Origin of the sequence: Microbulbifer agarilyticus, from assembly GCF_001999945.1 — a bacterium.
GTDB classification, from domain to species: Bacteria; Pseudomonadota; Gammaproteobacteria; order Pseudomonadales; family Cellvibrionaceae; genus Microbulbifer; species Microbulbifer agarilyticus_A.
Window position 1 is genome coordinate 1,747,260 of record NZ_CP019650.1, and the last position, 13,986, is coordinate 1,761,245.

A 13,986-nucleotide genomic window follows, 5' to 3' on the forward strand; every position below is an offset into this window, starting at 1 on the left:
TTTTTCATGATCCATAGGGAAGTGATGGGAATGGCGGCTGAAGAGCAAAAAAATTCCGAACAGTCTTACCGTGCCATGCTGGTAGAGGAAGTGGCGGCGGGTAAATACGATCAGACAATTGTTCGGCGCCCGCTCAGTGACCTTCCCGCGCACCCGGTACGCATCGCCGTTTCCCACTCGTCTTTGAATTACAAGGATGCACTATCGGCGTTCGGTAACCGGGCGATTACCCGCGAGTACCCGCACACGCCGGGCATTGATGCGGCCGGCACGGTTGTTCAGGACACCAGTGGGCGCTTCCAACCTGGCGCGCGAGTTCTGGTGACGGGATACGATCTGGGCATGAATACCGCAGGTGGTTTCGCCGAGCGTATCGCAGTGCCGGCCGACTGGGTTGCACCACTGCCGGAAGGCTTGTCTTTGCGCGAGTCAATGATCCTTGGTACCGCTGGACTCACCGCCGCGCTATGCGTGGAGAAGCTGCTCGAGGCCGGTGCCAAACCTGATGATGGCGAGGTACTGGTTACCGGTGCCACCGGTGGTGTGGGCTCGATCGCCGTGGCGCTGCTCGCCAAGCTCGGTTTTCGGGTGGCGGCAGTTACCGGCAAACTCGAGTCAGCGGAATTTTTGACCTCCCTCGGGGCCTGGAAGGTACTCGACCGAGAGACGCTGGCGCCATTTGCCAATAAGGCGATCGCCAAACCCCTGTGGGCCTGGGCCGTCGATACAGTGGGCGGGGAAACCCTGTTCAATGTGATCAAGTGTCTCAAGTACAGTGGCGGTGTGGCAGCCTGTGGTATGGCTTCCGGCGCCCAGTTTCAGGCCAATGTCTTCCCGTTTATCTTGCGCGGTATCAGCCTGCTGGGAGTGGATAGCGTAGAGTTGCCACTGTCCAAGAAAACCGAGGTTTGGCAGAAGCTCGCCGGGCCCTGGTATATCGGCGAGCAGCTGGAGCAAATTGCCGAAGATATTTCCCTGGAGCAGGCTCCCGAGTTTCTGGCCAGGCTACATCGTGGGCACGGTATTGGCCGCTATGTGGTAGATATGACCCGCTAGGCGATTACTGGTCAAATTTGTGAATGCGCGCGCATAATCCTTTTTCTGCGGCTACTCCGTGGCCCCGGGCCTGCTATCCTCAGCTGGTATGTTGAATCGTCACAATAATGTTTATTTAGGACGGCTAGGTCAAAAAAAGATCAGCCGAAAAATCAGGCTCCTAACCTCTCTCGATCTGGTAGCAAGCTTTGTCGGTGAATAACCCCGTTCCTCCAGTCACACAGGATTCCGGCGCGCTGGTCCTTTCCGGTGGTGGTGCGCGCGCGGCTTATCAGGTGGGGGTTTTGAAGGCGTTGGCAGAGTTGGCGCCAGACTCCGAGCCGCACCCATTTAAAATCATCTGTGGCACCTCCGCAGGCGCTGTGAATGCACTGGTGCTGGCCACCCATCCCGGTACGTTTAAAGAGGCCGTGGCGCGTCTGTACGATTTGTGGATGGGGCTTACCGTAGATCAGATTTATCGCAGCAACTGGACTAGCCTGCTCGGTAATATGCTGACGATTACCGGCTCCCTGTTTAATTACGGCGTGGCGCGCAATAAGCCGCTGGCGCTTTTGGACAATGGGCCGCTGCATGATCTGGTGAGCGAAGTGGTACCGTTTGGGAATATCCAGCGCAATATCGACGCAGGGCGCCTGCGCGCGGTCAGTGTGAATGCCATGTCCTATAGCGAAGGGCAATCGGTGAGCTTTTTTCAGGGGCGCGAAGAGCTGAAAGAGTGGCGCAGGTTTCGCCGCTGTGGCGAGCGCACCCAACTTAAAATCGAACATTTGATGGCTTCGGCGGCGATTCCCACGCTGTTCCCATCGGTAAAAATTGGTGACGAATATTTTGGTGATGGCGCGGTGCGGCAGTTGGCGCCGATCAGCCCTGCGTTACACCTTGGTGCCAGTCGTGTATTTGTTGTGGGGGTATCGGATAATCGCTCGCCAGTGCACTGGGGAAAGCGCCGCAAGGCTCCCAAGCACTCGCCCTCAATTGCGCAAATTGGTGGGCACCTGTTTAACGCTGCGTTCATTGATAGCCTGGAAGGGGATCTGGAACATCTGGATCGGGTGAACCTTCTACTCAAATCGGTAGAAGACGAATCCCTGTCGGACCTCGCCCCATTGCGGGCGGTAGAGTCAGCCGTAATTGAACCCAGTCAGAGCCTGGATCGGATTGCCGGGCGCAAGGTACGCTATCTGCCACCGGCACTGCGCTGGCTGTTCCGTTCTACCGGTGCCACCACTTCTGGGGGCGGCGCCTCGGCGGCCAGTTATCTGCTATTTGAAAAGCCATATCTCGGTGAGTTGATCGAGTTAGGGTACCAGGATGCCATGTGGGAGCAGGATACCCTGAGGGAGTTCCTGCGCCCGCGTAATCAGCTGGTAGAAACACAAGAAAAACGTTTGTTTGGATTGCGGGTTAAGCCCGCTACGGAAGCCTCGGATGATAATTCTTCGACCTGAAGTGTGTTCGGTTATGTGTGTAAAAAGTGTGTCGTGGGTTCGCTTGGGGTTCGCCCTTGGTGTGTCTCTATTGTTGGCAGCCTGTAGTGGCCAGCAAGTGGAGCAAAGCACCGGCGCTCCTCCGTTACGCGAGCAGACCCAGAGTGAATACCGCATGTTGCTGGACGAGGCGCGGCAGCTCAGTTTTACCCTGGATTTTGATCGCCTGCGCATGGCGTACGTGAAATCATCGGAGTACAACCCATACGGTGGTATGAAGCTGGATGGATTGCCGGAAGCATACAGCTCAGTAGAACAGGCGGACTTTACCGATTGCCTGCGCAATGTCGATAAGGTACTGGCTTACAACTACATGAGCCTCGAGGCACATATGATTGGTGTTTTGTGCAGTGGTCAGGCCGGCGAGTTGGACCGAGAAGATTTGCACCGCTACATGGTAGAAGGGTTGATGACCTCCATCGAAAATAGTGGCGATGGCAAAAGCCAGGCGAGTGCGTTCCAGACGATCAGTACATCCGAGTTGCGCGGCTACATTCGTCTCAAGGGATTGCAGGTGCTGGATCAGTCTATTGTTTACGGTAAGCAGGGTATCTACGACAAGATGCAGGTGCGTGACCTGGAGTCCGGTGAAGAGTACCCGTTGTTTTTCAATGTGAGTCAGCAGTTTGTACGCTCAAGTATGGACAACTAAGCGTTAATATTTTCTCTTTTCTGCCGGTGCGTGATTAGCACAAATGCTGTGACAGTTTGTCCCAATCAAAGCGCCGGGTCTGGCGGTCACTGAATAGGATTTCCACGCGGGAGTCCTCCCATTTTGTGATTCTGCCGTAGCCCAGCTTCTGGTGCTTTATCCCTTCACCCACCGCAGGTTTTTTGACGGTTGCCCGCGGTGCATTAATTTCCGGGTTGTACTTGCAAGTTTCCAGGTAGCGTAAGCCCAGTCGGGTAACCGGTACCTGCGAGCGTATACTTTCCGGCCGTTCATGCAGGGCTCTTCCCAAAATATCACATAGTGGCAAATGCATTTCGTCCAAAAATACCGACGGTTTTTGCTCGTTGTCCGCCGGGCTGCCAGTAGGTCTTTTGCTGCCGCTCTCTGTTGGCGGCACCAGTAAGAATAGGTTTTTACGCGCGCGGGTCATGGCTACATACATCAGACGACGCTCGCTTTCGACCGATGCCGGAGTCGTGAAGTCTCGCTGTGGTTGATAGGGCATATTGTGGGTGGTGAGGGATGGAATGATCACCTGATCCCACTCCAATCCTTTAGCCTGATGCATGGTGGTGATCTGAATAACCCCCGTTTTCTGAGTCTCTTCTCCGTTGCCGTTCTCTTCGCTGCTTTCCTTCTGGTGCTGTTCCTGTAGCTGCTGCAGGTGAGCCAGGGCCTCTTGTGGTGGTAGCTTCAGTTGGTCCAAATACTGGACAAAGGCGATTATCGTCTGTTGTTTTTCCTCCGCCTGCTGGCGGTTGAAAGCGTCTTCCGCAATGCCGTTTAGGAAGTCCAGCTCACCCAACTGCCGGCGCACCAGTTCGCCGGCCATACCGCGCCAATGCTCTACTTGCTTCAGCAGCTCGGCCCGCTGTCGCAGACGCTTGCTCTGCGGTTGGCTGAGCGATTCCGGTATCAGCGTAAGCAGGGTGCTTCCCCAGTCTTTTTCCTGCCGGGATAGCTGTTCGCACAGAGGCTCCAGTACTGCGCGCGCTATGCGCACATGGGGTGCGGTGAGCCATTCGTACAGGCCTTTGGCGCGTCGGGCGCGAGGCAGCTCGCGAAAGCGTCCGGAAGCAATATTCAAACTCCAGAACAGAGGGCGCAGCTCGCGGCGGGAGAGCACCGTATTGCGATTGCCCGAACGGTAGGGAATGTTGTTGGCCAGCAGTGCCAGCTCCAGTGGTGCCGCGAGAGACCAGAGGCGTACCAGGATGGCGGTTTCTCCGAGGTCGCTACCATTCTGGCGGCAGCGGCGGAGATGCTCCACCAGCCACTTGCCTTCGTTGGCTGCAGTGACTTGTTGGATTGCGGTTTCCGCATCTGGGATGCCTGATACACAGAGAATGTCCGCTCTTTCCCGGTTGTTCTGGATGAAGTGATTGGCCGCCAGCGACAGTGTGTGCCCATAGCGGAAGGTGCGGCTCAGGCGGTACACATTGGACGGGGGAAAATCCCCATCAAACAGGCGCAACAAAAATTCCGGGCGCGAGCCACGCCATTCGTAAATGGTCTGATCCGGGTCGCCAATGGCAATCACATTGCCAGACTTTCCATACAGTACTCGCAACAGGAAATGCTGTACTTCGTTGATGTCCTGGTACTCATCAACCAGCAGGTCTTCATAGTGGCTGCCGTACGCTTCGGCCATTTCGGGGTTCAGCTTTAGCTGCAGGGCGGGGTCGTACAGCAGGTCTGCATAGGTAACCGCTTTTTGTTCCCGTCGCCAGTCTTCAAAGTGGCGGAATACCTTGAGGAAATAGCGGTAGTCATCGCCGAGCTTGAGCCGCTCAAAGGCGCTGAGGTCTCCGTCGAGGGTGGTTTTGGTGAAGTCGATAAAAAATTCTGCGGCTTCCGTCTCCGACTGTTTGCGCGCGCGAATATCTTCCAGATCTGCCGGTGGCGCGCAGGCTTCGATGGATTTCCAGACCTGCAATTGCACCAGAGATTGTGGCAGGGGAGAAAGGTTTGTCTGCGGCAGCTGGCCTGCGGCCATCATGCGCTGGTAGAGGCGATAGCCCAGGCTGTGAAAGGTGTTTACCGCAGGACTCTTCTGGCCGCACAGTGCCTGCACGCGCACACTGAAATCTTCGCGCGCACTGCGGTTGTACATCACCACCAGGATGCGCCGGGGGTCTATTCCCGCACCGAGTCGGTTTTTGATGTAGTGGAGCAGGGCGGTGGTTTTTCCGGAGCCGGCCACGGCGATAATCTTGGCGTGGCCGCCGGGATGGTTGGCAATAGCCTGCTGCTCTTCCGTGAGATTGGACTCTTTGCCTGACATAAGAATTCTGTACCGCCTGAAATATGCAATCTGAATACTGTATATATTGCCAGTATAGTTGGAAGGGGTACAGAGCTTTATGTGGTCTCGGTGGTCGGCGGCGGCTCATCTTCGCCGTGACGCAATGCCAGCTCGGCGATGTAGGAGGAGAGGAAGATACGCCCGGTCAGTTTCTCCAAGAGCTTGGAGCGGCTCAGGCGATCCAGCACGGGGCTTTTGACTTCGGCCATGTGCAGGCGAATGTCGCGGCTTCTCAGGTCCTTGTTGATCTGGTGCAGGCGCTCCAGTGCGGTGCCGTCGATGCGGCTGACCGAAGACAGAATCAACACTAGGTCCCGGGTGTCCGGGTGCCGTTTCAGCTCACTCAACAGGCGGTCTTCCACCGCGCTGATATTGCTGAAGAACAGGCTCTCATCAATGCGCAGAAACAGGATGTCTTTCTGGGTCTCGACATTGTGGCGCAACACGTTGCGAAAGTGTTCGGTCCCCGGAACCCGTCCGACCACCGCAATATGCGGCCGGCTGCTACGCCAGATCAGGGTGGCGAACGACAGGCCAATTCCCAGGGCAATACCTGCCTCGACCCCAAACAAGATCACCCCGGCAAAGGTGCAGAACATGGCGATACCGTCGGTGCGGTCGTAGCGCCAGTTGTGAATGAAGCCGCTGTAATCGAACAGGCTTGCCGCAGCGACGATAATGATCGCCGCGAGTACCGTAAGTGGCAGCGCGCTGAACACACCGGTGAGGTAGAGCAGTACCGGAATCATCATCAGGCCAGCCATGACGCCGGCCAGGGGGGATGCCGCACCGGCCTCGGCGTTCACGGCCGTGCGGGAAAAACTGCCCGCTACCGGCAAGCCCCCGGACAGGCTGCTGGTAATGTTGGCGGCCCCCAGTCCCAGTAGTTCGCCATCGGCATCCAGTCGCTCGCCGCGCCGCGCTGCTACGGCCTGGGCAATGGAAAGACTTTCTACGAAGGTCAGCAAGGCAATAATCAGCGCCGGTAGCAGCAGTCGATAGATAAGGCTCCAGTTCCAGTCGGGTAGCACGATGTTGGGTAGTCCTGCGGGTATTTCGCCGATGACCTCGAGCTTGTCCTCCAGTTTGAATTGATGCACCAGTGCGATGGCACACAGCACCAACAGCATCGGTACCAATCGCGCGGTAAGTCGGGCTACCTGCTTGGGTGCACCCAGGCGAAACAGCGTCATCGGCAGCCAGATGCGACTGACGATCAAGATTAACGCCGCGGTAATCCCAAAAGCCATGGGGAGCAGATGCGCCTCCGGTAGGTGCTCGATGATATGCAGCAGCTTGACCGAGGCCGTCTCGCCGTCGACCTTGATTCCCAGCAGGGCTGGGATTTGCCCGACGATAATCAGCGCGGCAGCCCCGGAGACGAAGCCGCTAATTACCGGGTGGCTGAGCAGGTTGGACAGCGCGCCCATCTTGAGCAGGCCCATGGCGAACAGGAAGGCACCGCTTAGCAGGGTAAGAATGATTGCAGCACCGACATATTCGGGGCTGCCGATGGCTGCCAGTGGGGTGAGCGCGGATACCGTCATAAGAGACAGCACCGCGGCGGGGCCTATGGCCATGGCTGTGCTGCTGCCAAACACTGCGTAGGCAATAAGCGGCACCAGACTGGCATAGAGCCCAACGTGAGGTGGCAAGCCAGCGAGCAGCGCGTATGCCAGCCCCTGCGGCACCAGCAACATACCTGACACCAGCGCTGCGGTGAGGTCGGAGAACAACCACTGGCGGCGGTAGCGTCTAAGCCATTTTGGTATGAGTCGGTATGCCCGTATCACTTGCGCGGTTGTGGTCCAGAGGCCGGAGGGATTCCATCAGGATAGTCTCTGGATTATCCCGCGGGGGAACCGCGGGGATCAGGTAGATGGTGGAAGGGAAATGGAAAGGAGATCGAAGGGGCTCGGAGAAGCTCAGTAGAGGATTGACGTCGGGATAACCGAGCCCCGATCTGGAAGGTCAGCTAGTGCGGCGTTCCAGCCAACGGAACCCCAGCATTCCTGCGATCATCGCCACCGCAAACACCAAGGCGCCAGGCTCCAGTGCGCCACTGGCCACGATCCCCGGGCCCGGACAGAAACCTGCAAGGCCCCAGCCAATGCCAAATGCGAAGCTTCCCAGAATCAAGCGCTTGTCGAGCGCACGCTTGCCTGGCAGCTGAATTGGCCCACCGAGCACTGCGGTTTCCCGTTTCTTGGCCAAAGCGAAGGCCGGTAAGCCGACGGCGATAGCACCGCCCATCACCAGCATCAGTGAGGGATCCCAGGCGCCGAACAGATCGAGGAAGCCGAGGACTTTCTCCGGGTTGGCCATGCCGGACAGTAGTAAACCAAAGCTGAAAATCAGACCGGCAACAAACGCAGAAAAGGTCGTTTTATTCATGGTCTCAGGCTCCCAGCAGGTGGCGGACGACATAGACGGTGGCAAAGCCGCCAAACATAAAGGTCATGGTGGCCGCGAGCGACCTTGGTGAAAGCCGCGATAAACCGCAGACACCGTGCCCGCTGGTACAGCCCGCAGCATAACGGGTGCCAATACCCACCAGCAGGCCGGCGGCAATCAGTACCGGGTAGCTGGCGCGTATCTCAATCGTGGGCAGGGCATGAAACAGGCTCCAAATCCCGGGGCCGGCGAGCAGGCCGAGAATAAAAGCAAACTGCCAACCGCGGTTGCCGCGCTCGTTATTCAGTAGTCCGCCCAAAATTCCAGAAATGCCCGCCACGCGGCCGTTCATCAGGATGAGCCAGGCACTGGCGAGTCCGATCAGCAGGCCGCCGGCGAGGGCGCTCCCGGGGGTAAAGGCATTCCAGTCGATGTTCATGGTGGCGTGTTACTCCGCGCAATACAGTTGATAGAGGGTTTGAAGCAGGGCCAGGACTTTGGGATCGGCCACTTGATAGAAGACGCGTTTACCTTCCCTGCGCGTTGTGACCAGTCCTTCTCTGCGCAACACACCGAGTTGTTGCGACAGGCTCGGCTGGTGGATACCCAGCCGCTCCTCGATGTCCCCGACACACAGCTCTTCCTGGCTCAGCTGGCACAACAGCAGCAGACGATCCTGATTGCCAAGGGAGCGCAGCAAGGCTGATGCCTGGCCGGCAGCATCGCGCATCTTGTCCAGCTGTAAATCACTGGTGTCGGGCATAGGGGGATTCCAATGTGTTCTTCTGGCGCCGTTCCGGCTGCAATCAATTAAGTAAGAAATATTATATTGAAAAGTATATTGTTGGAAGCTATATTTCTATTTGTTATTATCTTATTCGATAAATACATATGAGGTGTTCCAATGACCGATACGGCTGCTCGACCGCTCGTTCAGGCCTTTCTCGACCCGGACTCGGAGACGTGGAGCTATGTGATCTATGACCGGGACGGCGGCAGTGCGGCAGTCATCGACGCGGTACTTGACTTCGACAATGCCTCGGGGCGCACCAGTACCGATGGGGCGAGCAAGATCGTCGAATTCGTGCAGGACAAAGACCTGACCGTGGAGTGGATTCTGGAAACCCACGCCCATGCCGACCACCTCTCTGCCGCACCGTATATTCGCGAGCATCTGGGCGGCAAGATTGCCATTGGCGACCATATTCGCCAGGTGCAAGGGATCTTCCGGGAAGTATTCAACCTGGAGCGAGAATTCCTGGCGGACGGATCCCAGTTTGACCACCTGTTTCACGATGGCGATACCTTCACCATTGGCGACCTCAAGGGCCAGGTCATCTACGTACCGGGGCACACCCCGGCGGATATGGCGTGGCTGATTGGCGACGCGCTGTTTGTCGGCGACACCCTTTTCTTGCCCGATGTGGGCAGCGCCCGCTGTGACTTCCCGGGCGGGGATGCGCATGCGCTGTACCAGTCCGTGCAAAAACTGCTGGCGCTTCCGGAAGAGACGCGCATGTTTATGTGTCACGACTACCCGCCCAATGGAAGTCGCGCGCATGAATACGAAACCACGGTGGGTGCGCAGAAACGCAGCAATATCCATCTGCATCAGGGCGTGAGTGAAGCGGACTTCGTAACAATGCGCACCGAACGCGACGCTACCCTGGCGATGCCGCGGCTAATTTTGCCGTCGATTCAAGTCAATATTCGCGCCGGTGAAATGCCACCTGCGGAAGACAATGGCACCGTGTATCTCAAGGTGCCGATTAACAAATTGTGAGTTTGGGAGGTAGGACTAATGGATCTTAAACAACTGAATGAACAGGTATCGGTATCCGCAGAGCCGGCGCTGGATGAAATGGCACAGCTCGCGAAAGCCGGTGTAGAAGTCGTGGTGTGCAATCGTCCCGAGCACGAATCAGAGGACATTCCGACCTATGACGAACTGGATCGGGCAGTGACTGACGCCGGGATGCAGTTTGTGGCGATCCCATTCTCCCGCGGCCAGATGCAGCCTGCACACTGTGAGGAGTTCGCCAAGTTACTCGCGAGCGGCAAGAAAGTGCACGCTTTTTGCCGCACCGGCAATCGCGCCTGCAACCTTTGGGCTGCCGCGGGCTGCATAAATGGTGCGGACAGAAAACAATTGCAGCAAGCGGCAACAAATGCCGGCTTTGATGTCAGCGGTGTTCTGGTCACCTACTAAACGGTGGCTGCCCGCCGCCCAATGGCTTCCCGGTTACTCCCTTGTACAGTTGCATAGGGATTTACTGGCGGCGGTGATTGTCACCGTGATGCTGATTCCGCAATCCCTGGCCTATGCACTGTTGGCTGGCCTGCCTGCGGAAGTGGGGCTGTATGCAAGCATTGCACCGTTAGTTGCATACGCCTTGTTTGGCAGCAGCCGCACTTTGTCGGTGGGGCCCGTCGCCGTTGCGTCGCTGATGAGTGCCACCGCACTGGGGCAGGTGGGCGCACAAACTAGCGCTGAATATTTGGCCGCGGCGATATTACTGGCAACGCTATCCGGCCTGTTTCTGCTTTTGCTTGGTGTATTGCGGCTGGGTTTTCTGGCCAACTTCCTGTCACACCCGGTAATCGCCGGTTTTATTACTGCGTCCGGCGTGCTCATCGCATTCAGTCAGTTAAAGCACCTGATGGGCATATCGGCCCAGGGCGATAACTTGCCGGCGCTACTGCATTCCATGTCGGCCTCTGTGGATGAAATTAATCTCACTACTTTGGCGTTGGGCGCAGGGGTGCTGCTGTTCTTGTTCTGGTCTCGCCGTGGGGCAGTATCACTGTTCCAGTCTCTCGGTGCCTCGAAAAACGCCGCAGAATTGCTGGTTAAGGCGGCTCCGGTGGTGGGGGTGATCGCTACCATTCTGATGGTTGCAGGGCTGGATCTGGAAGCGCGCGGTGTGGCGCTGGTAGGGAATATTCCCGGCGGTTTACCGAGCTTTAACTGGCCTGCATTCTCTGTGGATCTTGTTGAGCAGCTCTGGTTGCCTGCGGTGATGATTTCCATCATCGGCTACGTGGAGTCGGTTTCCGTGGCCAAGACACTCGCTGCGCGCCGTCGGCAACAGATCGATATGAACCAGGAGCTGGTGGGGCTGGGAGCCGCGAATGTCGCGTCCGGAATTTCCGGCGGGTTTCCGGTTACCGGTGGTTTCTCCCGCTCGGTGGTGAATTTTGACGCGGGCGCTGAAACCCAAATGGCGAGTGTATTCACCGCGATCGGCATCGCGCTGGCGGCCATGTTCCTGACGCCTTTTCTCTATTACCTGCCGAAGGCAACCCTCGCCGCGACCATTATCGTGGCGGTGCTCTCACTGGTGGACTTTTCCATTCTGCGCAAAACCTGGCGCTTTTCGCCGAGCGATTTTGCTGCGGTATTGGTAACCATCGTGGTCACCCTGTTGTTTGGGGTTGAGGCGGGGGTTTCCTGTGGTGTGGCGGCGTCCATTGTTTTGTTCTTGTACCGCACCTCCAAACCGCATATTGCCGAGGTAGGCTTGGTGGAAGGTACCGAGCACTTCCGCAATATCAAGCGTCACAATGTCGTCACCGTGCCACAGGTGCTCACTATCCGGGTCGATGAAAGCCTGATGTTTTCCAACGCCGCGTTTCTGGAAGAGCGCGTCTATGCCGACGTGGCGGCCAACCCGGATATCCGTCATGTGGTGCTGATGTGCAGTGCGGTGAACGAGATAGACTGGAGCGCCCTGGAAACACTGGAATCAGTGAATACGCAGCTGGCAGAAGCGGGTATTTGCCTGCACCTGTCGGAAGTGAAAGGGCCGGTGATGGATAACCTGCAGCAGAGCGGCTTCGTGGAAGAAATTTCCGGGCAGATCTTTTTTACCCAGTATCAGGCATTTACCTATTTGCGTAACGAAATGGATTCACGGACGGATTAAGTTTTCACCGCTGTGACGCAAACAGGTAGGGAAACAGTGCGCGCTTCTCGTCGTCACTGAGCGACTCCACTCGCACAATATTGTTGTGCGGGATGGATTCCGGGTCCGGATAATTTTTCAGGCCGCGCTCCATGCTGGCTTCCCGCAGGATATGCAGAATCGGGTAGGGGGAGCGGTTGGTGAGATTTTCCGGATCTTCGGGCTCGGTGTCCGCAAACTGATAGTGGGGGTGGAAGCTGGCGATCTGGTAGGTGCCCTCATAGCCCTGGCGTTTCAGTAGCCACTCGGCGTCATCCAGAAAGAAATTGTACTCGAGAAAGTCGCGCAGCTGCGTGGGCAGTATCAGCAGCGTGGTTTCCACCTCCTGCTCATCACAGCGATCCAGCACCTGAAATTCCTGCAACAGCTCTTCCAGTAATACCTCGTTGCATTTGTCGCCGGCAGCTTCACTCACCACAAAACGAATCTGCCCGGCGCGCAGTGGCTTGCGGGCGAAGGGGCACAGGTTCAGCCCCACGACCACATCCTGCAGCCAGCGTTCTACCTGGGCGACGATTGGATCACTGTCGGTCATATTGACTCCGGAAACGGGTTCAGGGCCCGCTTTACCACATCAGGTCGTCTGGGATTTCGTAGCCCGCGTAGGGATCGTCCTCGTCCACCGGGGCTGATTGCTCGGGCGCCTGCACAACCATGTCTGCGTTGCGTTCCGCAATCTTGTCGGCGATGACCCGCGGCACCAGTTCAAAGTGTTCCCCTTCACCGACGATCAGCAGGCGACCGGCCGTCAGGTGCTCCTGTACCGCGCTGGAGACGTAAATCTTCTTCACCTTCTTCTCAAAGGTAAAATGGTAGGCGACGTCGTTGTCACCTTTGGCACCCTTAGGCTGCTTGTTGCGCTCGATCAGCTGTTTAATCTGGGCCGCAATCGCTTTCTGCTGTGCCGCGGCTTCGCGCTGGGCGTTCAGCTCTCGGTCCTTGGCCACTTTTTCAGCGCGGGCTTGCTCCGCGGCGAGTTTGGCTTCATCCACCTGCGCTTGACCGGTGCTCTTGGCAACCTTGTTCTGCTTGCGCTTTTCTTTGCCGATTTTCTTGGCTTTTTTGCTATCTACCAGACCTGCCTTCAGCAGTTGGTCCTGGAGTGATGCCATGTTGATCTACCTGATTGATCTAACGGATGGAAAGTGATGGCGCGAATTCTAGCGGATTTGCGGAGGGGATCGCAGGGGGTAGGGGTATTCCGTGGCGGCCTCCTTGCGAATGCCGCCACGAAAGGCCATTGATCGGAGAATTACTTCTGCATGAATACCAGCTTGGCGGTCACCGGCACGATCGGGCTGATGCTATCGAGGCCCGCGACTTCGCGGAGCTTTTCGATACCTTCCAGCAGCTTGTAGTTACCGGCATTCACGATAATCGGAGTGCTGGTCGTCACCAGTAACTTGCCACCTTCGAGGCCGGTCACTTGCAGCATGGCCTTTTCGGTTTTGGTTTCTCCGTGTACTTCGACCGTGACATTGGCATCCACAGCCATGCTCTCGCCGGCCTTGAGCCCCTTCAGTTTTTCCGCATCCACATCGGTGCTGATGGTGGCCTTGGCAAACTTCGCGGTATTGAACAGCATTTTCTGCATGCGTTCGTTACGGATCGGGATGTTGGTTTCAACACTGGCCAGATCAATGGTCAGTTGTGCCTTGCCTTCATCGGATATGCCGCCACTCATGCTTTTGAAGTGGTGCATTTCCGGAATATTGCTCTTCTTCACTGAAACAAAATTCACACTGGAGTCGTCCCCGGCGAGCTGCCAGTCGGCAAGGGCTGAAAGTGGCAGGGCCAGCAGGGATGCGAGCGCTATGGACTTGAAAGACATGGTGATTCTCCTGTTTCAACCAGTAATAACCTGCAAGCACACGCGTATACGTTGGGTCTTGTGTGCTCGACTGACTTCGACCAGTCAGTTCTAGCTGAGAAACGTTATCATCCGTTGTGGCAGCTGGCCAGAGGAAGTTTGCGAATGGTAGTGAAAAAGAAAGGTAGTAAAAAAGCCGGCAAGTGCCGGCAAGGGGTTGGGGTCCCCCCGGTGGCCGCCAACGCTTGAAAGCGTTGCCGCGGCGCACCGGGAAGAGGGTGCTTCGGAGCCGC

The 13,986-nt window shown here is 57.0% G+C and carries 14 protein-coding genes; 6 read left to right on the forward strand and 8 right to left on the reverse strand.

The genetic code is table 11. From position 1 onward, the window contains the following. Positions 1–6 precede the first annotated feature (6 nt). The 3 genes from Mag101_RS06945 (at position 7) to Mag101_RS06955 (ending at position 3,198) form a co-directional block, all read left to right on the forward strand. Entirely contained in the window at positions 7–1,056 is a 1,050-nt protein-coding gene (locus Mag101_RS06945; protein WP_232325170.1) for a YhdH/YhfP family quinone oxidoreductase, read from the forward strand. Positions 1,057–1,244: 188 nt separating this feature from the next. Further along, positions 1,245–2,507, forward strand: coding sequence for a patatin-like phospholipase family protein (locus Mag101_RS06950; protein ID WP_418287759.1), 1,263 nt, complete (start codon positions 1,245–1,247; stop codon positions 2,505–2,507). Positions 2,508–2,568: 61 nt separating this feature from the next. Continuing rightward, entirely contained in the window at positions 2,569–3,198 is a 630-nt protein-coding gene (locus tag Mag101_RS06955; protein ID WP_198040121.1) for a DUF4919 domain-containing protein, read from the forward strand. A 34-nt stretch (positions 3,199–3,232) separates the two neighbouring features. On the opposite strand, the gene Mag101_RS06960 is transcribed toward Mag101_RS06955, so the two are convergent. The 5 genes from Mag101_RS06960 to Mag101_RS06980 all read right to left on the reverse strand — a co-directional run bounded on the left by Mag101_RS06960 (position 3,233) and on the right by Mag101_RS06980 (position 8,681). Continuing rightward, entirely contained in the window at positions 3,233–5,503 is a 2,271-nt protein-coding gene (locus Mag101_RS06960) for an ATP-dependent helicase (RefSeq protein WP_077402672.1), read from the reverse strand. Positions 5,504–5,580: 77 nt separating this feature from the next. Beyond that, a complete protein-coding gene (locus tag Mag101_RS06965; RefSeq protein ID WP_232325171.1) occupies positions 5,581–7,317 on the reverse strand; it encodes a SulP family inorganic anion transporter in 1,737 nt (578 codons plus the stop codon). Positions 7,318–7,495: 178 nt separating this feature from the next. Continuing rightward, positions 7,496–7,918, reverse strand: a complete 423-nt coding sequence (locus Mag101_RS06970; protein ID WP_077402675.1) for a DUF6691 family protein — start codon at positions 7,916–7,918, stop codon at positions 7,496–7,498. A 4-nt stretch (positions 7,919–7,922) separates the two neighbouring features. After that, complete coding sequence (locus Mag101_RS06975) at positions 7,923–8,357, reverse strand: YeeE/YedE family protein (protein ID WP_077402678.1); 435 nt, start codon at positions 8,355–8,357, stop codon at positions 7,923–7,925. Positions 8,358–8,366: 9 nt separating this feature from the next. Further along, positions 8,367–8,681: an ArsR/SmtB family transcription factor gene (locus Mag101_RS06980; protein WP_077402681.1), complete on the reverse strand. Its 315-nt coding sequence runs from the start codon at positions 8,679–8,681 to the stop codon at positions 8,367–8,369. A 141-nt stretch (positions 8,682–8,822) separates the two neighbouring features. Between Mag101_RS06980 and Mag101_RS06985 the strand changes: the two genes are divergently transcribed. From Mag101_RS06985 to Mag101_RS06995, 3 genes are read left to right on the forward strand one after another with little or no spacing between them, the layout of a single operon-like run. Next, positions 8,823–9,701, forward strand: a complete 879-nt coding sequence (locus Mag101_RS06985; RefSeq protein ID WP_077402685.1) for an MBL fold metallo-hydrolase — start codon at positions 8,823–8,825, stop codon at positions 9,699–9,701. Between the two features lie 18 nt (positions 9,702–9,719). Then, positions 9,720–10,127, forward strand: a complete 408-nt coding sequence (locus tag Mag101_RS06990; protein ID WP_077402689.1) for a TIGR01244 family sulfur transferase — start codon at positions 9,720–9,722, stop codon at positions 10,125–10,127. Next, the gene (locus tag Mag101_RS06995; protein ID WP_232325172.1) at positions 10,087–11,844 is read left to right on the forward strand and encodes a SulP family inorganic anion transporter; all 1,758 of its coding nucleotides are present in this window, start codon (positions 10,087–10,089) and stop codon (positions 11,842–11,844) included. Before Mag101_RS06990 ends, Mag101_RS06995 begins: the two co-directional genes overlap by 41 nt. A gap of 4 nt (positions 11,845–11,848) precedes the next feature. Here the strand turns inward: Mag101_RS06995 and Mag101_RS07000 are convergent, their stop codons facing one another. From Mag101_RS07000 to Mag101_RS07010, 3 genes are all read right to left on the reverse strand, one after another. Next, a complete protein-coding gene (locus Mag101_RS07000; RefSeq protein ID WP_077402695.1) occupies positions 11,849–12,418 on the reverse strand; it encodes a DUF1415 domain-containing protein in 570 nt (189 codons plus the stop codon). Positions 12,419–12,449: 31 nt separating this feature from the next. Beyond that, on the reverse strand, positions 12,450–12,995 hold the full coding sequence (locus tag Mag101_RS07005; RefSeq protein ID WP_077402699.1) for a DUF2058 domain-containing protein: 546 nt from the start codon (positions 12,993–12,995) through the stop codon (positions 12,450–12,452). Positions 12,996–13,135: 140 nt separating this feature from the next. Beyond that, a complete protein-coding gene (locus Mag101_RS07010; RefSeq protein ID WP_077402702.1) occupies positions 13,136–13,714 on the reverse strand; it encodes a YceI family protein in 579 nt (192 codons plus the stop codon). Positions 13,715–13,986: the final 272 nt, after the last annotated feature.